Below are 20,792 nucleotides of genomic sequence, written 5' to 3'. Positions count from 1 at the left end.
TCCCGTATAGCCGCAAAGCTAAACTGTCACCCTTTAGCAATTCAGGAATGTCACTCTCGCCTGCCATGAGAACAGGCAGCGGGAGCAGACATGGGATGGGTAACGATGAGCGAGCGCGAACTGAACCGCGTGGAGGTTTTGGCGCAGGTCGATGATGGCCGGTTGACGGTCGAAAATGCGGCGAAGCTGCTGGATTTGACGCGGCGCCAAGTTTTCCGGCTGCTGAAGCGATACCGCCAGGATGGCGCATCCGCGATCCGTCATAAGGCGCGCGGCAAGCCTCCGAACAACCGGATCCACAAGGCGAAGCGCGAATATGCGCTGAGCCTGATCAACGAGAACTACCCGGATTTCGGACCGACACTGGCGGCCGAGATGCTGGCGGAACATCACGGGTTCAAGCTGTCCCGCGAGACCCTGCGCAAATGGATGATCGACGACGGCATCTGGCTCTCGCGCAAACAGCGCCGGACATTTCACCAGCCGCGTCTGCGCCGGGAATGTTATGGCGAGCTGATCCAGATTGACGGTTCCGACCACCGCTGGTTTGAGGATCGCGCGCCGCCTTGCACTCTTCTCGTGTTCATTGATGACGCGACAAGCACCTTGATGGAACTGCGGTTTGTGAAGTCGGAAAGCACCTTCAGCTATTTCGAGGCGCTGAACAGCTACTTGCTTCAGCATGGCCGTCCCGTGGCCTTTTACAGCGACAAACATTCGGTATTCCGGGGTGGCAAAGAAGACGCCAGGAATGGCGCAGGCATAACCCAGCTCGGGCGCGCGCTGAATGAGCTGAACATCGAGATCCTGTGCGAAAACAGCTCTCAGGCCAAAGGCCGCGTTGAACGGGCCAACCGCACGCTTCAGGACCGGCTTGTCAAAGAGCTGAGACTGGCAGGTGTTTCGAATATGGAGGCCGGAAACGCCTTTCTGGAAGGCTTCAAAACTCGCTTCAACGCCAAGTTTTCCAAGGCCCCGGCCAAACCGGATAACCTGCACCGGGCGTTGAATGTGGAACCGGGCCGTTTGGCGGAAGTTCTGTGCTGGCGCGAGAACCGCTATGTCGGCAAGCAGCTCACGTTCTCCTATGACCGCAAGCGGATCATGCTGGAAGAGAACGCGCTGTCACGCGCCCTTATCGGAAAATACGTTGATACCTATGCCTTTGCGGATGGGGGCTTCGAGGTGCGCTGGAAAGGCCAGGCCCTGCCCTACAGGATCTTTGATATGGACCAGCGCGTCACCCATGCGGCCGTCACCGAGAACAAGCGGCTCGGCGCGGTCCTTGCCTATGTCAAAGAGATGCAGGAGAAGGCGCCGCCAAAGCCCAAGCTGCGGACCAACTCCGAGAAGATGGGGTATCAGCCCAGGCCTCGCAAGCTGGGTGTGCCAGAGGTGCCGGTTATCGGTGATTGACCGGTTTGCGGTGGGCAAGTTACCAATAAAGGCGGCTCATAGTTCATTAAAAAAGAGGCGAGCAATCTGTAATGCTCAAGAGAGCGACATTCCTAACAGGTGCCGTGTTGATTGCACTGATGGGATACCTGCCTTTCGAACTTTCGGAACGCGACGAGTTGATCGCGAGACATGGCGCAGTGTTTTTCTGCATCCCGATCACATTTGTTGCAATACCGGCAGTGGCGGCGGTTTTCCTAGCGCTGATCATTAAGCTCGCAAGGTCAAAATCGCTATAGGCATCCCCTTTACCCACAAGGCTTTCCAGCCCTTCGATATTTGAGATCTGCGGGCTGAAAAGCCTTGTTCCCGTTGCGCCCTGTGGTGACATTACTGCTTTGCGCAGCCGGTGACATTCCTGGATGGGGTTGGAGGCTCAAGGGTCGTTGCGACGCTTCCTGCTATCCTAGCTTCATGAGTTCGTCCCGGAAGGCTTCAGCCGGTGTGCGCCATCCGAGGCATTTTCTGGGTGTGCCGTTCAAGCGGTCGCAAATCGCCTTCATTGAGCGATTTGAGAGCGCGGCCACAGGCGTATCCCGTGGCAGGTAGCGGCGCGCCCGCTTGTTGAGGTTCTCGACGGATCCTTTCTGCCAGGGCGCCTGGGGATCGCAGAACCACGCCTCCGTTCCGATCCCAGGCTTGAGCTTGCGCCAGTTCCGGAACTCGATCCCTCTGTCGAAGGTGATGGACCGCCGCGCCGGCTGGGGCAGGGGTTCCATGACGTCCATCAGCCGGTTCATCAGGTGTGTGGTGCTCCTGTCTTGGTTTCTGAACAAGACGGCAAACCGCGTCTTTCGCTCTACAAGCGTGGCCACGTTGGCATTGCCCTGGGCGCGTTCGAAGATCATCAGATCGCCTTCCCATTCACCGAATGTCTCGCGGGACTTCACGTGCTCCGGGCGCTGATGAATGGAGCGCTCCGGCGGGAAAACAAGGCCGCGCGGCTGCCGTTTCTTGCGCCGGCTCGGCAGGTGGCGCGCCAGTTCTTCGGATTGGCCATCGGGGCCATAGACGTAAGCGTAAATGGTCTCGTGGCTCACACGCACCGGTTGGCCTTCAAACCCAAGGCGGCCGGCAATCTGCTCTGGTGACCAGCCTTCCTTCAATTGGGTGATCACTGCTTTGCGCAGTTCTTTCAATCGCACGAGTTTGCGGCGGCGCATGCGTCTGGCGGCCGCGGTTCGCTGCGCGTTCACACCCTAGTAGCCGTTCAGATATGTGGCAGTTCACGGTCTTCAAAGCGGTTGCGCTTGATCTCGCGGTAGACAGTAGAGCGATGCCTGCCGAGCGCAGCCGCGATCTTGCTCACGGGCGTCTTTGCGTTCAGCATATCCTCAATTGCGCGCCGTTCACGCAAATCCAGCTCTATGTGGGCCATCTTCCATTCTCCTTGCTTGCCAGCAAGATAGGGGAATTGTCGCAACCCAATCTAGAATGTGCCCGGCTACATTTCAGTATCTTGTAATGCGGATTATGTTGAATATAGTCACCGCAGACCCGCAGACCCGCAGACCCGCAGACCCGCAGACCCGCAGACCCGCAGACCCGCAGACCCGCAGACCCGCAGACCCGCAGCCTGCTTACTGACTGGCTGAAGCGGCGCCTCAGCCAGTCATGGATTGCATCAGGCGCTCAGGCGGCCGGGACCGCTGTTGACCTTGTGGCTGGCCGCGGGGGCGGCGCCGCCGCTGCCCAGATCGAACCGGCTAATGATACCCGTCAGGCTGTGCGATTCATTTTGCAGCAGCTGGCTAGCTGCGGCGGCTTCCTCGGACATGGCGGCATTCTGCTGGGTCATGTTGTCCAGCTGGTGCATGGCACCATCGATTTTTTCCAGCCCGCGCGATTGGATGCGCACGCCATCGGCAATGTCGGTGACCAGCCCGGATACCGCCGAGACCTGTTCGATGATGCTGGTCAGCGCGTCACCCGCACGGCCCACCATCGCGACGCCGTTTGCCACGTGCTCCTCGCTGGCGGAGGTCAGCCCTTTGATCTGCCCCGCCGCATTGGAGGCCCGCTGCGCCAGGGCACGCACCTCAGAGGCGACCACGGCAAACCCTGCGCCGGCGGGGCCTGCGCGGGCGGCCTCCACCCCGGCATTGAGTGCCAGCAGGTTGGTCTGGAAGGCAATGTCGTCGATCATGTTGATAATCTTGGAAATCTCTGACGAAGCTTCCTGAATCTGGTCCATCGCTGCGACCGCAGAGGTCACCACATCGGTGCTTTGTTCCGCTTCGCTGCGGGCGCCGCGCATGGTTGCATCCATCCGGCCCGCTTGGTCCGCGGTGTCGCGGATACCGCCGGTCAGCTCGCGGATGGCGCCTGCGGTTTCTTCCAGCGTCGCTGCCTGGCTTTCGGTGCGATGGGCCATTTCGGTGGCCGCGCCCCGTTGTTCCTCGGAAAACCGTCCAACGTTTTCAGCCGCCTCCACCACGTCGCCCATGGATCCGCGCAGCCGCTGAAGACTGCGGTTGAAGTTCTCCCGCAGGGTCTCATATTGCCCGTCAAACGGCGCTTGGATGTCGCAGGTCAGGTTGCCGCGCTGCAGTTCGGACAAGGCTGCGCTCATACTGTCGACCACGGCGGCGGTGTGACGGGCGGCTTCCACTTCGCGCGCAGCTGCGGCGTCGGCCTCTTTCAGTTTGCCGCGGAAACTGTCGAGGCTGCGGGCCAGGTCGCCCAGCTCATCACCGCGGTCGCGGCCCAGAATGTCGGTGTCATAGTCGCTGTCCGCCAGCGCATTTGTGGCCTCGCGCAGAGCGTGGATCGGGCGGGTGACGCTTCGCGCCGCCAGCCAGGACACGCCGATGGCCGCCAGCAGAGCAGCGCCAATCAGCCCCGCGGCAATCAGCCGGATGCGCTCGACCACAGCAAAGGCAGTGTGCTCGTCGGTTTCCAGTACCAGCGACCAGTCAAAGCCGGGCAGCTCCAGCGGCATCACCAGAGCTATGGCGCGTTGGCCCAGCGAAGAGGCAACCGCCTCAAACTGGCCGGCTTCGCGCGCTTTGGCAGCCTGGATTTGCGGCGTGTCCGGCATTTTCTGCAGTACCGGGAACAGCCCCTCAACCGAGGACGGGCTGCGGGCCAGGCCGTCGCTGCTGGCGACAAAGATGTTCTGATGTGTGCCGCCCGACAGGTTGCTGGTCAGCGCAGAGACGACGCCCTTGCTGCCCAGCTGCACGGCGATAACGCCGACTATCTGTTTGCGTTTGGAGAAGACAGGCGCAGCCAAAAAGGCTGCAACGCCATCGGGGCTGTGGCTGTAGGCGGCAAAGTCTGCGGCAACCACGGTGCCGGCCTCTGCCTGCAGGGCGGCCTTGAAGGCTTGGGCCAGTCCGCTGTCCGCACCCGGCTCGATGCCGGTCAGAAAGTCATCCTGCTTTTTGACCGAGTAGACCACCTGCCCCTTGGCGCTGATCAGGTAAAGGTCCTGATAGCCGTTCAAGCGCAGGCTTTGCAGGAAAGTGGGGTGATAGGTGACATGCGATTGGTTGTAATAACTGCCGTCGCCCGCGTCTGTCAGCTCCTCGCGCTGCTGCGCTGGATGCGGGTTTTCTGCGGCATAAGTCTGTTTCAGATAGGCGATCGGGTCGTCTTCTTCGACCATCCCGATCACCCGTTCGAAGTTGCCGATCGCCCGGAATACTGCGGGCTGGCCGGCCAGGCTGGAAACATCGGACCGGGCTGCCCTGATCAGGAATTCCAGCGCCTGGGCGCCGGATTTGGCCTCGATCCTTTGCGCGGCAAAGGCGTTTTCCCGGATGCTGCGCTCAGCCATTGAATAAACCAGCAGCGACACAGTGACGAGGAAGGCCCCCGTCAGCGCCACCATGATCAGCGGCAGTTTCAGCTTGAGCGGCAGTTTCATGGTCCGGGGCATTGGCGAAGGTCTCCTGCTATCGGCGGCGCACCGGTTGCAGCCGGGGCCTATAGGAGTGTTAATCAGGAAAGTCCTGAAAAAGTGTGTACCGCAAGCCTATCGCAAATGAAGTTTTCCGGAATTCCGGGAATTGTGGTGCCGCAAATTTGAATTTCAACTCCCTTGGGCGATAATCGCGTATTTTCCCTTATTATTCTCGTGTTTGCCACCGTATGTATTACGGAAATGCAAGCCTGGGTGGCGCAAGCCGTCATATAGGAACACATTCAAATTTGGGGATCTTGTATGGACTGCACCGGCCTCAAGCTGCCCTTGCGCTAAGCGCCCGCATTGTCTGGGTGACTTTCTGCGCGGCGTTTGCCCTGGTGCACAGGGCAAGTATCCCGGCCTCGGCTACGGCCCGGCGGTGCGCAGCCTGCATGCCGGGGCCTGCTCCGGTGGCGGGGCCGCCTCTATCACGTTTCTATTTCATGGATTGGGCCTTGACGTATCTTCTGGCGCAGGACGGATCGGCCTGTCTGCCGCAGCGGTTGGCTGCGGCCCCGATGGCAGGGGGGCAATGATAGCTGTTGAAAGCCCGGCTGTTTTCGAGCGGCGTGCAGTTAAATCCTGCGCACGGGCCGCGAAGAACCGTTTCCTGGCTGTCCAATGGCCTCAGCCGGGACGCGGCACCATAGGGTACAGGGTTATCCAGGGGGCGCTAGAAATCCTGCCAGAGGTTGCGGGCGGCATTTCCGCTGCTGGTTTCGGGAGCCGCGCAAGGCGCCGGCTGGGGAGCGGGGATTGCCGGGGCCGGGGCAGTACTGCCGCCGGTTAGCCGTAAATGCGCCACCAGTTCCGCGAGTTTGCCGGCATCAGTGTTCAGCATGTGGCCGGCAGCGGTGGCCTCTTCCACCATCGCCGCGTCTGATGAGCGCTGCGCCAAAGCGCGCGCCTCGGAGGCGACCACCGAAAACCCCTGCCGGCCTCGCCAGCGCGTGCTGCCTCGACACCTGCGTTCAGCGCCAAAAGGTTGGTCTGGAAAGCGATGTCGTCGATCACGCAGAGGATTTGCGAAATGTGGTTCGAGCTTTGTTCGATCTCCGCCATGGCGGAGACAGCATTTTGCACAATGGTGCGGTTAGTTTCGGCCTGCAAGCGTGCCTCCTCCATGGTGGTTCCGACGCTGCCGGCCCCTTCGGCGGCGGATTTCACCGAAGCGGTCAGCTCATCCAGCGCCGCGGCGGTCTGTTCCAGCGTGGCCGCCTGGCTTTCGGTGCGGTGGGACAGATCGTCCGAGGCCTGGCTGATCTCAGCGGCGCCATTGCGGATGCTGCCTGCGGCCTCAATCACCTGGGCCACAGTGGAACTCAGCGTTTCGGAAGTTTGGTTGAAGTCCTGGCGCAACCCTTCATGTTCGTCGGGAAAGGCCTCGGTCAGATGGAAGGCAAAGTCGCCGTTGGACAGGCGCGACAACCCGGTCCGCAAGCTGTCCACAACCTGCTGTTGCCGGGCCTGTGTTTCCGCCCGCTCCTCTTCGATTTTGCGGGCCTTTTTCAGGTCCCCCTGCATTTCTACAATTGTTCTGCCAAATGCGCCGATTTCGTCCTGCCGGCCGGCCTCGGCAATGGTGATGTCCAGATTGCCTGCTGCAACCGCTTTCATGCTGGTGCAGATATTCGCAACCGGCCGGGTGACAGCGCGTGCGGCAAACAGGACGGCGGCCAGCAGCACGGCGCTGGCAACACCCAGCCCGGCCAGCAGATAGCGGGTGAACCCGCCAGAGGCTGCCAGGGTGCTGCAGATGTTCTGGCGCACTTCGACGATGCCGCGCACATCGCCCAGTTGCCAGTCGGATTTCGGGGAGGCGGCATGGCTGTTGTGGCAACTGACGCAGACTTCAGACACCATCCGGTCGGCGACGGCCACCCGCAGGAAGGTTTCCCCGTCCTGCACAAAGCCGTCCATCCGGCGCTCCGCGCGGTCCGGAAAGGGATAGGGGCTGTAGAGTGTGAAACTGCTCCGTTCTGCGGCCATCAAGGCGCTGACGTCATGCACAAAGGCTGCGGGCAGCGGAATGACGCGGGGATCTTCCTGATGATTGATCCCCGGGCGCAGGGATTGCGATACCACCACATCTTTAACGATGTAGCGGATATAATAGCCGCGGATCTTCTTGATCTGATTGACAGTCTGCAGGGCGGCGTCAATGCTGTTGCGTTCCATCGCCGGCGGGATAGTGAACCAGGCCGCTGCAAGACAGGCGAGCAGGGCCGCCGGAACCGGATGATCAGTTTGAACAGCAGGGAATTGTGATTGATACCCATCTAAAACTCCGCAACAACTGCGCACAGCTGCATGAGGCGGGCCGGATATGGAACAAACCGGATCCTGGAAGCAGTGGCATGTGTATTCAAAGGCAAGTTTTCGGCAGCAAGCCTAAGAAACTGGTAACGCCAACCCCGGGGGCAGGCCGCCCGCGGTCTTGCGGATTCGAGTTGTCATTCAGGCCGAAGCAGGGGAAAAATCAGCTATGGATGAAAAAGACCACGATATCCTCCGGCTGATACAGTCCAACGCGCAACTGACCGCCGAAGCCATCAGCCATGAGATCGGCCTGTCGGCACCGGCGGTGCAGAAACGGCTGAAAAAGCTCCGCGATACCGGTGTGATCGAAAAGGAAATCGCCATTCTTTCCCCGGCCCGGCTGGGGCGGGAGATGACTGTGATCGTGCAAGTGGTGTTGGAGCGCGAAAGCAGGATGCACCTGGACGCCTTCAAGCGCAAGATGCGCCAGGCCAGTCAGGTGCAGCAATGCTATTACACCACTGGCGAGGCTGATTTCATTCTTGTGGTCATCGTTGGCGACATCAAGGAATACGAAGCGTTCACGCAGGAATATTTTTTTGATGAATCCAATGTCAGCCGCTTTACCTCCTCGGTTGTGATGGACCGGGTCAAGGTGTCGCTGGACATCATTTAGGCCCAGCGATCAGAGGCCCGAACCGGCCGACACCGGGAATGACACCGGGAATATTGTGCCGAAGTGTACTGCGCGGCGGCTGAGCTGCATCAATCCTATGCTGCCTGCCCCGAGTGCGCCGCAACCAGCGTGTCCAGGAACAGTTTGGTGATACGGTTTACCGCGGGCCGCTTGCGGGTGGCTGCGGCAAACTGGCTGCGGTAGAAGACCTCTCTGGGCAGGACTTTGCGCATCAGGCCGCTGCCGACGAAACCGGCGGCCAGATGATCCGGCAGAAACCCCAGATAGCTGCCCGACATGATCAGGATCGCCAGCGCCTGCTCGTTCTGCACCTTGGCAGAGCGGCGGAAGCCTAGTTTCTGCCCCACATGCAGGTTGGGCGAGTTCACCCGGATGCCTGCATAATTCATCGCCTGCACATCCCGCAGCCCCAGGCTGGTGTGGTTGCAGTCAAAGAACGGATGCCCCTTGCCGCAGTAAAGAAACATGTTCTCTCCATAAAGCGGCATGTAGTCCAGGCTGGGAGAAGGCCGGTGCAGCGCCAGGATGCCGATGTCGAGCTGGCCGCTGATCACCTTGGTTTCGATCACGTTCGGCGGCTCCAGCGACAGTTCGATCTCCACCGAAGGCGCGGCCTTGTTAAAGGCCCGGATGCCGCCGGGCACAAAAGCTTCGGGGTTGGAGGCGCATTGGTCGAACAAGGCAATCCGGATGGTGCCGGCCATCTGCTGTTTGATCTCATTCACTTCGGCTCGAAAATCCGACACTGAGGTCAGCAGTTCCTCGGCGGATTTCAGCACCTTGCTGCCGTCGTCTGTCAGCGAAAACCCGGCCGGGCCGCGGTTGCACAGCTTCAGATCCAGTCGCAGCTCCAGGTCGGCGATGTATTTTGAAATTGTCGATTTGCCGATGTTCAGCTCGGTCTCGGCGGCGGCCAGCCCGCCGCTTTCGGCTACGGCCTTGAACACCCGGAGCAGTTTCAGATCGGCATCGGCAATATGTTTTACGTGTGTTTTGCGGCTCATTCTTAAGTTCGATATATGTGAAACCTTGCTTTCAGAAGTTTACATTCTAGAAACATGAAACGCAATGTAGCCTTTCGCCAGCAAGGCAGGATCGGACTGGCACAAGCGCTATGGAGGGCGTGCCAGCGCGCGCCTTGTCTTCAAGATGACAATACGGGAGGAAGTTATGTCATTTCTCAAAAAGGTCTGCACGCTGACCGCAGCCGTTTCTGCCGCCGCGATGCTGACCACTGGCGCTGTATCCGCCAAGAATTTCAAGATTGCCGTGGGCGACGGCGCCGGCAGCTCGCAGGAAGGCACCGGCAAATTCTTCATTGAAGCGCTGGAAGCAAAATCCGGCGGTGCGCATACCGGCACCATGTTCCTGAACGGCCAGCTGGGCTCGGAGCAGGACACTGTTAACGAGGCCGCCATCGGCACCCTGGACATGTCGCTGCTGGCAATCAACAACGTCACACCGTTTTCGCCCTCGGTTGGCGTCTTCACCCTGCCCTATGTGATCCTGTCCCTGGAAGATGCGGAAAAGCTGACCCAGGGCCCGATTGGCCAGGAGCTGACCGACAACACCATCCGCGATGCCGGCGTGCGCATTCTGGCTTGGACCTACACCGGTTTCCGCCGTCTGACCAACTCGAAAAAGCCGGTCACCAATGTTGCCGACCTGCAGGATCTGGTCATTCGCGTTCCCAAGAACGAGATCATGATCGAAACCTACAAGTCCTGGGGCATCAACCCGACACCGATGGCCTGGTCCGAGACCTTTACCGGCCTGCAGACCAAAGTTGTCGACGGTCAGGACAACCCCTACACCACCATCAATGCGATGAAGTTCTATGAGGTGCAGGAATATGTGACCAACCTGCGCTACATCTTCTCCATCGAACCGCTGATCGTCTCCGAGGCCGTGTTCCAGGACCTGTCCGAAGAAGACCAGCAGATCCTGATCGAAGCGGGCAAGGAAGCCACCGTGAAATCGGCGCAGTATCTGCGCGACATCGAAGCCGAGATCAAGGAAGGCCTGCTCGCCAAGGGCATGCAGATTGACGATCCGGCAAATGATGAAGCCGAGTTCATCAAGCTGGCGACCGAAGCGGTGTGGCCCCAGTTCTATGACTCCATCGGCGGTGTCGACAAGCTGAACACGGTGCTGACCACCATTGGCCGCGACCCGGTTCAGTAAGAGCCTCTGGCATATAACTAAAAATAACAAAGCAGCGCCACGTGCGCTGCTTTGCACAGGGGAGGAGTACATCATGTTCTGGAAATTCCTGGACAATATAGAAAGCTATATCTGCCGCCTATTGCTGTCCGGCTTTGTCATTCTGCTGTTTGTGCAGATCGTCTCGCGCGAGGTGTTCGGCCATTCATTTTCATGGATCGAGGAACTGTCGGTCTACATGTTCGTCTGGTTTGTTTTCTTCGGTGCCAGCTATGCGGCCCTGAAAAGCGCGCACAACCGGGTGACGTTTCAATTCAAATTCCTGCCCGACCGCTACATCAAATACATCGAAGCATTTGCCGATCTGTTCTGGATCTTCTTCAATGTGTATTTCATCTGGCTGGCCTACGACTTTGTCTTCAACAGGATGAACAAGTTCTGGAAATCCCAGACCTTGGGCGTCGAGATGAAATACGTCTACATGGTGCTGCCGATCGCCTTCACCCTGATGACCATCCGAATTCTGCAGGTGAACTACAAAAAGCTGATCAAGGGCGAGGATATCCACGACCCCGATCAGATCGACCTTGATGAAATCAAGGCCGCCACCGAAGCAGAGCGCGGCAAGTAAGCGCCGGACAGGGAGAAAAACATGGAAACTCAAATCGTCTCAATTCTGTTCGGATCGTTCCTGGTGCTGTTGCTGATGGGCGCTCCGATCACGGTGGCCCTTGGCGTCGCCTCGCTGGTGTCGTTCCTGTATCTGGACGAAAACCCGATCAAATTTGTGCAGATCGCCTTTACCTCGGTCGGCTCCTTCCCGCTGATGGCGCTGCCTGCGTTTATTCTCGCAGGCGCGCTGATGGAGGCTGCGGGGATCTCGAAACGCTTGATCAATGTCGCCGAAAGCCTGGCCGGGCCGTTCACCGGCGGTATCTCGGCTGCCACCGTGATGGCGTGTCTGTTCTTTGGTGCCATTTCCGGCTCTGGCCCCGCCACCACGGCCGCCGTTGGCATGCTGATGATCCCCGCCATGATCGACCGCGGCTATGAGAAGGGCTATGCCTCTGCTGTGACCGCATCGTCGGGCGGCCTGGGCATCATCATCCCGCCGTCGATCCCGATGGTGATCTTCGGCATTGCAGCCCTTGGCATGGCACCGCCGCCGGAAGCGGTCGAGAAATTCGGCACCTTCCAGTCCGTTTCAATCTCGAAACTGTTCATCGCTGGTTTTGTGCCCGCCTTCCTGATTGCCACCAGCCTGTTGATCCTGAACTACTTCATGTCGAAAAAGCGCGGCTACAAAGGCATGGCTGACGGCTGGTCGTTCCGCAACGTCGGCTGCGAGATGTACCGGGGTTTCTGGTCGCTGATGGCGCCGCTGGTGATCCTGGGCGGTATCTACACCGGCTTCTTCACCCCGACAGAGGCTGCCATTGTTGCGATCTTCTATACGCTGGTGGTTGGTGTCTTCATCTATCGCGAGCTGACCTGGTCGTCGCTGTTCCAATCGCTTGAGGCGACCACCTGGCTGACGGGCCGCGTTCTGCTGATCCTGTTCACCGCCACTGTGTTCGGCCGCCTGCTGGTGGAAAATCAGATCCCGGCAATCATCGCGGACAGCATGCTGAGCTTCACCCAGAACCTCTATGTGATCTGGGCGCTGATCATCTTCTTCCTGCTGTTTGTCGGCATGTTCATGGAAACCCTGGCAACCATCCTGATCCTGGTGCCGGTGATGCTGCCGGTGGCCTATTCGGTCGGCATTGACCCGATCCACTTTGGCGTGGTGATGGTCTGTACGCTGGGCATCGGCTTCCAGACGCCGCCGCTGGGGGAAAATCTGTTCATTGCCTCCGGCATATCGAATATTTCGATCGAGCAGATCTCGCTGCGCGCCGTGCCTTTTGCTGCGGTGAACACGGTTGCGATTTTCGTTATCGCGTTCTTCCCGGAAATCTCGCTGTGGCTGCCGCGGCTGTTTGGCTATTGATGTGAAAGGGTCTGATATGAAACCGATGATCACCAACATCCTGTTTGCCACCGATCTGTCGCAGAACTCGCCTTATGCGTTGCGCCATGCGGCCAGCCTGGCGCAGGCGACGGGGGCGGAAATCCACGTGCTGCACGTGAATGAGCCGATCTCGGATGATGCCAGGATCACCTTCGAGATGTTCGTGCTGAACGACGAGACCCGCAAATCTGCGGCCAAACGGCGGCATGAGATGGTGAAGAAGGTCCTGGCCGAGCGGCAGGCCCGGTTCTGGGCAGCATTGGAGGGCGATGATGCCAAGATCCGCGAACAGGTCACCTCGGTTGAGGTGACCGACGGCCATCCGGCAGAGGTGATCCTGCGCCGCTCGGTTGAGCTGGGCTGCGATCTGATTGTGCTGGGCGCCCATGACCACGGGTTCTCGCACACGTTCCTGGGCACCGTGGCCAAGCGGGTGCTGCGCCGCTCGCAGATCCCGACGCTGGTGGTGCCTTACCAGAACGGCGAAGACGACGACTGATCCTCCCCGCAAGCGGTGTTTATGGCCGCTTGCAAACTCCGCCCGTGCAACAAGCCTCAGGCTTTTGCAGGGGCGGCTTTTACGTCTGGATGCAGGTTTTTGTAGGGAAACGAACCCAGATCGCAGGGAAACACACCTGGCGCCGCCACCGGATAGACCGCACTCGACACCGGCTCGAAATCGGCGCGGAAATGGGCGGTGCTTTTGACGCAGATGGTGCGGAAACCCTCCGGCTGCAGTCCGATATGGGTGAAATGCGCCAGATCCAGGCATTGGTTGCGGATGCTGGTCACCACCAGGGTGATATCCGCCTCGACCCCATGCAGCCGCAGCGCGGCGGTCAGGCCCAGCGTAGCGACCCCGCCGCCATACATCTCGCCGGAGTAACGGCACATGCCATCGCCAAGCGCCACCACTTGAAACTCTGCCTCAAACGGCTGGTCTCCGGACGTGCCTGACCGCCCGCCAAGGGCTGCGCGGAAGATACCCCCTCGCCCGGCCTCATGCGCCGCCGCTGCTGTTTGCGGGTCATGAAACAGGCCCATCAGCACGCCTTGCGCACCCGCGCCTGCCAATGCCGCCAGCAGACCTGTGGTGTCCGAGGTGCCGCCGGCACCCGGATTGTCCTGCACATCCGCCAGCACCACCAGCTTGCCCGAACGTGGCTGGCAGGCAATTGCGGCGGCCTGCTGCGGCGTCAGCATCGGGTGTTCCGATTGTGATTCCAGTTCGGCAAACAGCGCCGCAATACGGTCAGCCGCCTGTACTGCCGCCGCAGCTGTTGGGCCATAGGCAACGCAAGACGGCCGTGTGTCCAGGAAATCCGCCGCAGTGAACCCCAGTGCGATATCCGCAAGAACCCCGCCCTGCTCCAGGTGCGGCAGTGCTGCATAAAGCTGCTTCCCGGGTGTTGCGCCGGTGTATTGCGCATGCAGCGGGATCAGGTACTCCATCTGCCGGAACGCCTTGTGCAGCACTTTACCCGCCAGCAGGTTCTGCAGCACCGGCACGCAGCGTGCGCCGGTTTCTGCCATGTCTAGATGCGGATAGGTGCGGAAAATCGCGATGTAGGAGGCCAGATCGACCGACGCCGCCGAGATATTTGCGTGCAGGTCCAAGCTGACCACGATCGGCAGGTCCGCCCCAACCAGGGCGCGCACCCGGCGCAGGATCTCGCCCTCGCCGTCGGCATATGTTTCCGTGACCATTGCCCCATGCAGATCCAGGAAAACCCCGTCCAGCGGCCCGGCGGCGTGCAGCCCGTCCAGCAGCCGGCCGCAGATGGTTTCAAAGGCCGCGTCGGTCACATGCGCCGAAGGCTCTGCCGAGCACCATTGCACCGGGACCAGCACCATCCCTGCGCCCTCTGCCGCCTTGGCGAAACCTGCGACGGGCAGGTTCATGCCGCGCGTCTCTGCGATCACTTCGTCGCCATGCAGCATAGCGGGCCAGGAGTCGGCCATCTCGAACTCCGCCATCCCGGCCATGGTAGTGCCGAAGCAATTGGTTTCGTGTTGAAAACCGGCGATGGCTATCCGCGGTTTTACTCGCATATCTGTCATTGCCCCTGCGCCCAAACCGTTTTGCCACGGCGGATTGTCCGCGTGACCTTGGTGGTCTCAATGCGGACAGGGTCTTCCAGCGGATTGCGGTTCAGAATTGCAAAATCCGCCAGTTTGCCAGGCTCGATTGAGCCTCGGGTGTCCTCCTTGAAAACCTGCCAGGCAGAGTCGATGGTCTGCGCGCGCAGGGCAGACAGCGCGCTGATCCGCTGGTCCTCGCCCAGCCGCCGCCCGCTGGCCGTCAGCCGGTTCACGGCGCAATGGGCCAGGTGGATGGGCCGCGTCGGCGTGACCGAGGCGTCATTGTGGATGGTATAGCGCACGCCAAACCGCTCAGCCGAGGCACAGGGTGAGATCCGCCCGGCACGATCCGGCCCCAGAAAGGTGTCGTAATGCCGGTCGCCCCAGAAATGCACATGTGCCGGGAAGAAGCTGACGGTGATCCCCAGTTCGGCCATCTGCTGCAGCTGGTCATCGCGCAGGGCTTGGCCATGGATGATCGTGTGGCGGTGATCCGTGCGCGGGTTGGCCTCCAGCGCTGCGGCGACCGCATCAATGAACATCTGCGCGCCGGCATCGCCGTTGCAGTGGCAGTGGATCTGATAGCCTAGATCATGCAGCTTTTTCACCTCGCGGCGGTGTTCCGCTTCATCGGCATAGGGCATCCCGCAGGGGTGCTCCGGGTCCACTGGTTTGTGGTACGGCGCGCTGAGATAGGCGGTCTGCAGTTGAAATGCCCCGTCGGTGAACAGCTTGCGCGGGCCAAGGGTGAAATGCGGATTGCCGGGCCAGTCCAGAGCATCGGGGCCGCTGGTCAGTGCCGGTTCCAGCCCGCCGATAGGCAGCAGCATCAGATCATAGCCGGGATCCTGATCCGCAGGCAGCGAGGCGAAATGCTCAAGCATTTCCCGCGTGGCCCAGGCGTTCTGCGCGTAGGTGACACCATAAGACAGGTATTCATCGCGGCAGCTGTTGAAACCCGCCCAGAACCGCTCGCGGTCGATCAGGAAATCGGTATCGCCCATGTCGCGCATCGCTGACAGGCCCTCTATCAGCCCGTTCAGCGCGCCGGTTTCCGGATCACGCCCGAACCGCCCGCCCAACGGGTCGGGCGTATCGCGGTTCACACCGTGTTTCTGCAGCGCCAGAGAGTTTGCAGACCCGTTGTGGCCCGAAGCGTGAATCACCCAAACCGGGTGATCGGTTGACACACTGTCCAGCTCGGCCCGTGTCGGCATCCGGCCTTCGGCAATGGCCGTGTTGTCAAACAGCACCCCCATCACCCACTCTCCCGCAGGGGTTTCCGCCGCCCTGGCCTGCAGCCGCGCCAGCGCGGCGGGGATGTCCGGGCAATCGCCGCTGGGGGCGGAGGCAAGGTTCACCCGGAACAGCCGGATGAAGCCGGGATCGGGGAAATGCCCGTGCGGGTCGATGAAGGCGGGAATCAGGGTCTGGCCTTGCAGATCCACTTCCTGCGTGCCTGCAGGCATTTGCGCGCGCAGCTCGGACGCAGGTCCAGTCATGCGGATCGTTTCACCGTCGGTCAGCACCGCCTCAGGCGTGGAATTGGCCGCGTCCATTGTCAGGATCGGGCCATTGAAATACAGCACGGATGTCATGGCTTGATAGTCCGGAGTTCAGTTTTGTGATTTCAGAACATGCCCGCGCTGCTCCAGGAACGGGCGCGAGGGGTAGTCGATCAGGGTCAGCCCGCCATCAGCGATCAGCGTCTGGCCGGTAACAAAGGAAGCATCTTCAGAGGCAAGGAAGGCCACCGCCCCGGCGATCTCGGCGCCGCTGCCCATGCGGTTCAGCAGCGAAGGCGGCATGTCCCACTCTCCGCCGGCTTTGCCCGAGGCGCCGGCAGTGACGTCAGTTTCAATCCAGCCGGGGCTGACCGCGTTCACCCGCACAGGTGCGGCTTCGGCAGCAAAGGCGCGGGTCAGCGCCTCCACCCCGGCCTTGGCCACGCCATACAGCCCCCAGTTGCCATGCCAGGCGGCAGTCGAGGAGATGTTCACCACCGACCCGCCAGCGGCCTCGAGCAGCGGCAGGCAATGGGCGGTCATCAGATAGGTGCTGTCCTGATTGCCGCCGCGGATGCGGTCCCAGCGGGTGCCGGGGCTGTCATCCGCGCCGTGCTCGGTGCGGCGGCTGCCCAGCCCCGCATTGTTGACCAGCACATCCAGCCGGGTGAGGTTTGCCGCCAGCGCCGCCACATCTTCCTCCTGCGCCAGGTCGCCTTGCAGGAACCTGCATTCGGCACCGGAAGCGCGGATCTTTGCAGCGGCGGCATTCCCCCTTTCAGCATTGCGCCCAGCTAGGAGCAATGCGCCGCCTTCCTGAGCAAACCGTTCAGCGATAGCCAGGCCGATGCCGGAATGGCCGCCGGTCACCAGGACCGTCTTGCCAGTAAAGCGCGTCATGCTGCCGTTCCCTGATGCAATGGCGCCAGGCAGCGCAGCCCGTGGCCGTTGTCGACCTCCCATTGCGGTGTCTGCGTGCAAATTTCCTGCGCAAACGGACAGCGTTCGCGGAATTCGCAGCCCGAGGGGCGTTTCAGCAGGCTGGGCGGCTCGCCTTTCAGGGCGATGCGCTCCAGCCGGGCATCTGGATCGGGTTCCGGGTTCGCGCTCAGCAGGCAGCGGGTATAGGGGTGGCGAGGCTCGTGAAAGACCGTCTCGGTGGCGCCTTCCTCGACCAAGCGGCCCAGGTAAAGGATGCCCATCCGGTCAGCCACATGACGCACCACGTTGAGATTGTGGGTGATGATCACCATCGCCAGTCCCAGCCGCTCGCGCAGGTCGTTCATCAGGTTGAGCAACTCACCCTGGACTGACACATCCAGACCCGCGGTGGGTTCATCTGCCAGGATCAGCTTCGGCTCCAGCGCCAGCGCGCGGGCAACACCGACCCGCCGCGCCTGACCGCCCGACAGCTGATAGGGATAGCGGTCGGCAAAATGCGCCGGCAGGTTCACCATTTCCAGCAACCGCTTGGCCTCGGCGTCCAGATCACGGTCCTTCATGCCCTGAATGCGGTAGGGTTCGGTGATCAGGCTGCGGATCGTCAAACGCGGCGACAGCGAGCCAACCGGGTCCTGGAACATCATCGCAATGTTCTTGCGCAGAGGCCGCAAGGTGCGCTCCGAGGCACCGCGGATCTCCTGGCCGTCGAACTTGACGGACCCCTCCTGTGCCGGTGCCATCCCGGCAATCGCCCGGATCACCGTGGTCTTGCCAGAGCCGCTTTCGCCAACCAGCGCATAAGTTTCGCCGGGTTCAACGGTAAAGCTGACACCAGCCAGCACATTGACCGGACCATAGCTGGTCTTGAGGTCTTTCACATCCAGCAGGCTCATTCTGCGGCCTCCTTATGGTTCAGCCAGCAGGCAGCGTGGTGGCCTTCTTTCAACTGCGCCAGCGGCGGCACCTCGGCGGCGCAGCGCGGCATCGCCTGGTCGCAGCGGTCACGGAAGATGCAGCCGCCGGGCAGGTTGGCCAGATCCGGCACCTCGCCGGGGATGGTCGGCAGCACGCGGGCGCGTTCCTTGATATGGCCCGGATCGCAGTCGATCAGACGGCGGGTGTAGGGGTGCTTGGGATCGTGGAAAATCTCGCGCACGTCACCGCTTTCGATCACCGCGCCGGCATACATCACCACCACCCGGTCGCAGAGTTCCGCTATCACCCCCAGATGGTGCGAAATGAACAGGATGGCGCAGTCGAACTCTTGTTGCAGTTCCTGCAGGCGCTCGATGATCTGCACTTCCAGTGTGGCGTCCAGCGCCGTTGTCGGCTCATCCGCGATCAGCAGATCCGGCTCCGACATCAGCGCCATGGCAATGGCGATCCGCTGGCGCATACCGCCGGAGAACTCATGCGGGAACTGCGCGAGCCGCGCCTCCGGGTCGGGGATGCCGACGGCGCCCAGCATCTGCGCCGCGCGCGCCCGTTTGTCCGCCTTCGACGCCTTGGAGCGGTGCTGGATATCCAGCATCTGCTGGCCGATAGACAAAACCGGGTTGTGGGTCTGCATCGGGTCTTGAAACACGATAGAGATATCGGCGCCGCGCAGATCGCGCATCTTGCGTTCCGGCAGTTGCAGCAGGTCTTCGCCCTTAAACCGCACCTCGCCCTGACGGAACCGGGTGTTCGGCGCAGTCAACCGCAGGATCGAGGAGATCAGGGTGGATTTGCCGCAGCCCGACTCGCCGACGATGCCGACAATCTCGCCCTTGCGCACATCAAAGCTGATATCGCGCAGGGCTTTCAGGTCACCGCGGGCGGTTTCATAATCGACGCTGAGGCGGTCGATTTCCAGAAGCGTATCAGTCATCGCTGTTTCCTCAGTTTCGGGTCAACCACATCGCGCAGGCTTTCGCCCAGGAAGGTGAAGCCAAGCGTTGCCAAGATGATCGGCAGCCCGCCGCCCACCACCAGCCAGGGGGTCTGGCGGATCAGCGAATAGCCGTCTTTCAGCAGCGCGCCCCAGCTGGGTGTCGGCGGTTTCACCCCAAGGCCCAGGAACGACAGCCCGGCCTCCAGCGCGATCACGGTGGGGATGTCCATCGCCGCCAGCACCGCCAGCACTCCGACGATATTGGGCAGCATATGCACGCCGAGGATGCGTTTCATGCTGGCCCCCATCGAGCGTTCGGCGAGGATGAACTCGGAATTGCGCAAGGTCAGTGTCTGGGTCCGCGCCACCCGGCCATAGGTTGGGATCGAAGTGGCCATAACCACGACAACCACGGTCTGCAGGCTTGGCCCCACCAATGCCACCACGGCCAGCGCAAACATCACTGTTGGAAAGGACCGGATGGTGTCGAAAAACAGCATCAGCAGGTTGTCGAGCCATTTCGGCCCGTAGCCCGCGATCATGCCCAGTGTCAGGCCGATGGCCATAGCGCCGAATACGGCGGGCAGCGCCACTTTCAGGGCGACCTGGCCGCCCATCACGACGCGGGAAAACGTATCGCGGCCCAGCTGATCGGTGCCCAGGACATGTGCAGCGGACGGCCCTTGCAGGCGATCCTTGATATTCATCGCCACGGGATCATAGGGCACAATCCAGACGGCAAAGACGGCGCAGAACACAATGGTGCCGACGATAATCAGCCCCATCAGCCCCAGCGGGTCACGGGCGACGCCGTGAATGATCTGGCCCAGTTCGGAACGGGATTTGGTCATAACGCCCTCCTTAATTCGCCGTGCGAGCGCGGGGATCGAGCCAGGCGTTGATCAGATCGGCCAGTGCAGTGGAGACCACAAACAGGCCGGTCGAGATCAACACGGATCCCATCACGATCGGATAGTTTCGGGTGGTGATGCTGTCGATCACCAGCTTGCCAAGGCCAGGGCGGGCAAAGACGATCTCGGCAAAGACGGCAGACGAGAGCAGGAAGCCCATGCCGACGCCGATCACCGTAACCACCGGCAGAATGGCGATGCGCAGCGCGTAGACCATCACCACCCGGCGCTCGTTGATGCCAAAGGCGCGGGCGGTGCGGATATGGCTCTCGCCCATCACCTCCAGCATCGAGGCGCGCACCAGCCGGGCGATATAGCCAACCCAGCTGAGGCCGATAGCAAAGGCCGGCAGCACCAGATGGTTCAGACGGTCCCAGAAACCTTCTCCGGCTCCGATGGCCGGGAACCATTGCAGATGCACGGCAAAGACCAGCAGCGACAGCAGCGCCACCACAAAGGCGGGGGCAGCAACAAAGCTGACGGAAATCGCTGCGGTGACACGGTCGATCAAGGTATTGGGATGGGCTGCCGCATAGGCCCCCAGCCCGATCCCCAGGGTGGCGGACCAGATGATCGAACCCAGGATCAGCCACAGGGTATGCGGCAACTGCTGGAACACGATATCGGTCACCGAGCGGCCAGAGAACACATCAATCCCCAGATCGCCCTGCAAAAGGTTGCCGTAAAAGATGACAAGCTGTTTCCAGACCGGCTGGTCCAGCGCCAGCTCCGCCGTCAGGCGCGCCTGCAGTTCTGGCGTGGCGCGCGGGCCCAACATGATCTGGACCGGATCGCCGGGCACGGCGCGGATCATCAGGAACATGACGGTGACCGCCACGATCAGGATCAGCAGCGCCAGCCCAAAGCGCCGGAGTGCATAAAGTAACATGGCCGCATGGCTCCCTTGTTCTCGCTGTGCGGAAGGTATTCGGCACGGCTGCACCGCAAATTGCAGCCGTGCCCATCGGTCAGGCCTTGGGG

16 protein-coding genes and 3 pseudogenes are annotated in these 20,792 nt (G+C 61.2%); 6 read left to right on the top strand and 13 right to left on the bottom strand.

The window, feature by feature from the left end; genetic code table 11:
* Positions 1–90 precede the first annotated feature (90 nt).
* Complete coding sequence (locus tag AQUI_RS0103545) at positions 91–1,416, top strand: ISNCY family transposase (protein ID WP_027256271.1); 1,326 nt, start codon at positions 91–93, stop codon at positions 1,414–1,416.
* Between the two features lie 46 nt (positions 1,417–1,462).
* Here AQUI_RS0103545 and AQUI_RS30575 read toward each other — a convergent pair whose 3' ends face one another.
* The 5 genes and pseudogenes from AQUI_RS30575 to AQUI_RS31765 form a co-directional block, all read right to left on the bottom strand.
* A complete protein-coding gene (locus tag AQUI_RS30575; protein WP_156916744.1) occupies positions 1,463–1,786 on the bottom strand; it encodes a hypothetical protein in 324 nt (107 codons plus the stop codon).
* Between the two features lie 70 nt (positions 1,787–1,856).
* A pseudogene (locus AQUI_RS27120) lies at positions 1,857–2,833 on the bottom strand (IS30 family transposase).
* 246 nt (positions 2,834–3,079) lie between these two features.
* Complete coding sequence (locus AQUI_RS0103530) at positions 3,080–5,338, bottom strand: methyl-accepting chemotaxis protein (RefSeq protein WP_027256270.1); 2,259 nt, start codon at positions 5,336–5,338, stop codon at positions 3,080–3,082.
* Between the two features lie 700 nt (positions 5,339–6,038).
* Positions 6,039–7,081, bottom strand: a pseudogene (locus tag AQUI_RS29120) (methyl-accepting chemotaxis protein); the annotation flags it as partial.
* A 108-nt stretch (positions 7,082–7,189) separates the two neighbouring features.
* Positions 7,190–7,543, bottom strand: a pseudogene (locus AQUI_RS31765) (hypothetical protein); the annotation flags it as partial.
* A gap of 307 nt (positions 7,544–7,850) precedes the next feature.
* Between AQUI_RS31765 and AQUI_RS0103515 the strand changes: the two are divergent.
* Positions 7,851–8,300, top strand: a complete 450-nt coding sequence (locus AQUI_RS0103515) for an Lrp/AsnC family transcriptional regulator (RefSeq protein ID WP_027256269.1) — start codon at positions 7,851–7,853, stop codon at positions 8,298–8,300.
* Positions 8,301–8,395: 95 nt separating this feature from the next.
* Here the strand turns inward: AQUI_RS0103515 and AQUI_RS0103510 are convergent, their stop codons facing one another.
* Positions 8,396–9,325: a LysR family transcriptional regulator gene (locus tag AQUI_RS0103510; RefSeq protein ID WP_027256268.1), complete on the bottom strand. Its 930-nt coding sequence runs from the start codon at positions 9,323–9,325 to the stop codon at positions 8,396–8,398.
* A 166-nt stretch (positions 9,326–9,491) separates the two neighbouring features.
* Here AQUI_RS0103510 and AQUI_RS0103505 point away from each other — a divergent pair, with 166 nt between their 5' ends.
* From AQUI_RS0103505 to AQUI_RS0103490, 4 genes are all read left to right on the top strand, one after another.
* The gene (locus tag AQUI_RS0103505) at positions 9,492–10,505 is read left to right on the top strand and encodes a TRAP transporter substrate-binding protein (RefSeq protein ID WP_027256267.1); all 1,014 of its coding nucleotides are present in this window, start codon (positions 9,492–9,494) and stop codon (positions 10,503–10,505) included.
* Positions 10,506–10,578: 73 nt separating this feature from the next.
* Positions 10,579–11,115: a TRAP transporter small permease gene (locus tag AQUI_RS0103500; protein WP_027256266.1), complete on the top strand. Its 537-nt coding sequence runs from the start codon at positions 10,579–10,581 to the stop codon at positions 11,113–11,115.
* Between the two features lie 21 nt (positions 11,116–11,136).
* On the top strand, positions 11,137–12,477 hold the full coding sequence (locus AQUI_RS0103495; RefSeq protein ID WP_027256265.1) for a TRAP transporter large permease: 1,341 nt from the start codon (positions 11,137–11,139) through the stop codon (positions 12,475–12,477).
* A gap of 16 nt (positions 12,478–12,493) precedes the next feature.
* Entirely contained in the window at positions 12,494–12,997 is a 504-nt protein-coding gene (locus AQUI_RS0103490; RefSeq protein ID WP_027256264.1) for a universal stress protein, read from the top strand.
* Positions 12,998–13,053: 56 nt separating this feature from the next.
* Here the strand turns inward: AQUI_RS0103490 and AQUI_RS0103485 are convergent, their stop codons facing one another.
* Genes AQUI_RS0103485 through AQUI_RS0103455 form a run of 7 tightly spaced genes read right to left on the bottom strand, consistent with a single transcriptional unit; the run spans position 13,054 to position 20,700 of the window.
* Entirely contained in the window at positions 13,054–14,550 is a 1,497-nt protein-coding gene (locus AQUI_RS0103485) for a M81 family metallopeptidase (protein ID WP_027256263.1), read from the bottom strand.
* Positions 14,551–14,555: 5 nt separating this feature from the next.
* Complete coding sequence (locus AQUI_RS0103480) at positions 14,556–16,178, bottom strand: amidohydrolase (protein WP_027256262.1); 1,623 nt, start codon at positions 16,176–16,178, stop codon at positions 14,556–14,558.
* An 18-nt stretch (positions 16,179–16,196) separates the two neighbouring features.
* A complete protein-coding gene (locus AQUI_RS0103475) occupies positions 16,197–16,985 on the bottom strand; it encodes an SDR family NAD(P)-dependent oxidoreductase (RefSeq protein WP_027256261.1) in 789 nt (262 codons plus the stop codon).
* Positions 16,982–17,920 carry an oligopeptide/dipeptide ABC transporter ATP-binding protein gene (locus AQUI_RS0103470; RefSeq protein ID WP_027256260.1) on the bottom strand — a complete coding sequence of 313 codons (939 nt, stop codon included), beginning with the start codon at positions 17,918–17,920 and terminating at the stop codon, positions 16,982–16,984. The genes AQUI_RS0103475 and AQUI_RS0103470 overlap by 4 nt, the downstream gene beginning before the upstream one ends.
* Positions 17,917–18,897, bottom strand: coding sequence for an ABC transporter ATP-binding protein (locus tag AQUI_RS0103465; protein ID WP_027256259.1), 981 nt, complete (start codon positions 18,895–18,897; stop codon positions 17,917–17,919). The genes AQUI_RS0103470 and AQUI_RS0103465 overlap by 4 nt, the downstream gene beginning before the upstream one ends.
* Entirely contained in the window at positions 18,894–19,751 is an 858-nt protein-coding gene (locus AQUI_RS0103460) for an ABC transporter permease (RefSeq protein ID WP_027256258.1), read from the bottom strand. The genes AQUI_RS0103465 and AQUI_RS0103460 overlap by 4 nt, the downstream gene beginning before the upstream one ends.
* Before the next feature lie 10 nt (positions 19,752–19,761).
* Entirely contained in the window at positions 19,762–20,700 is a 939-nt protein-coding gene (locus tag AQUI_RS0103455; RefSeq protein ID WP_027256257.1) for an ABC transporter permease, read from the bottom strand.
* Between the last annotated feature and the right edge of the window lie 92 nt (positions 20,701–20,792).

This window comes from Leisingera aquimarina DSM 24565 (genome assembly GCF_000473165.1).
Classification (GTDB): Bacteria; Pseudomonadota; Alphaproteobacteria; order Rhodobacterales; family Rhodobacteraceae; genus Leisingera; species Leisingera aquimarina.
Note: the sequence above shows the minus strand (reverse complement) of the source record. Positions and strands in the feature narration are given on the sequence as shown.

What these genes read in the sequence shown, in the direction of transcription:
- AQUI_RS0103545 (WP_027256271.1), top strand. Translation starts at nt 91, where the DNA reads ATGGGATGGGTAACGATGAGCGAGCGCGAACTGAACCGCGTGGAGGTT.
- AQUI_RS30575 (WP_156916744.1), bottom strand. Translation starts at nt 1,786, where the DNA reads ATGTCACCACAGGGCGCAACGGGAACAAGGCTTTTCAGCCCGCAGATC.
- AQUI_RS0103530 (WP_027256270.1), bottom strand. Translation starts at nt 5,338, where the DNA reads ATGCCCCGGACCATGAAACTGCCGCTCAAGCTGAAACTGCCGCTGATC.
- AQUI_RS0103515 (WP_027256269.1), top strand. Translation starts at nt 7,851, where the DNA reads ATGGATGAAAAAGACCACGATATCCTCCGGCTGATACAGTCCAACGCG.
- AQUI_RS0103510 (WP_027256268.1), bottom strand. Translation starts at nt 9,325, where the DNA reads ATGAGCCGCAAAACACACGTAAAACATATTGCCGATGCCGATCTGAAA.
- AQUI_RS0103505 (WP_027256267.1), top strand. Translation starts at nt 9,492, where the DNA reads ATGTCATTTCTCAAAAAGGTCTGCACGCTGACCGCAGCCGTTTCTGCC.
- AQUI_RS0103500 (WP_027256266.1), top strand. Translation starts at nt 10,579, where the DNA reads ATGTTCTGGAAATTCCTGGACAATATAGAAAGCTATATCTGCCGCCTA.
- AQUI_RS0103495 (WP_027256265.1), top strand. Translation starts at nt 11,137, where the DNA reads ATGGAAACTCAAATCGTCTCAATTCTGTTCGGATCGTTCCTGGTGCTG.
- AQUI_RS0103490 (WP_027256264.1), top strand. Translation starts at nt 12,494, where the DNA reads ATGAAACCGATGATCACCAACATCCTGTTTGCCACCGATCTGTCGCAG.
- AQUI_RS0103485 (WP_027256263.1), bottom strand. Translation starts at nt 14,550, where the DNA reads ATGCGAGTAAAACCGCGGATAGCCATCGCCGGTTTTCAACACGAAACC.
- AQUI_RS0103480 (WP_027256262.1), bottom strand. Translation starts at nt 16,178, where the DNA reads ATGACATCCGTGCTGTATTTCAATGGCCCGATCCTGACAATGGACGCG.
- AQUI_RS0103475 (WP_027256261.1), bottom strand. Translation starts at nt 16,985, where the DNA reads ATGACGCGCTTTACTGGCAAGACGGTCCTGGTGACCGGCGGCCATTCC.
- AQUI_RS0103470 (WP_027256260.1), bottom strand. Translation starts at nt 17,920, where the DNA reads ATGAGCCTGCTGGATGTGAAAGACCTCAAGACCAGCTATGGTCCGGTC.
- AQUI_RS0103465 (WP_027256259.1), bottom strand. Translation starts at nt 18,897, where the DNA reads ATGACTGATACGCTTCTGGAAATCGACCGCCTCAGCGTCGATTATGAA.
- AQUI_RS0103460 (WP_027256258.1), bottom strand. Translation starts at nt 19,751, where the DNA reads ATGACCAAATCCCGTTCCGAACTGGGCCAGATCATTCACGGCGTCGCC.
- AQUI_RS0103455 (WP_027256257.1), bottom strand. Translation starts at nt 20,700, where the DNA reads ATGTTACTTTATGCACTCCGGCGCTTTGGGCTGGCGCTGCTGATCCTG.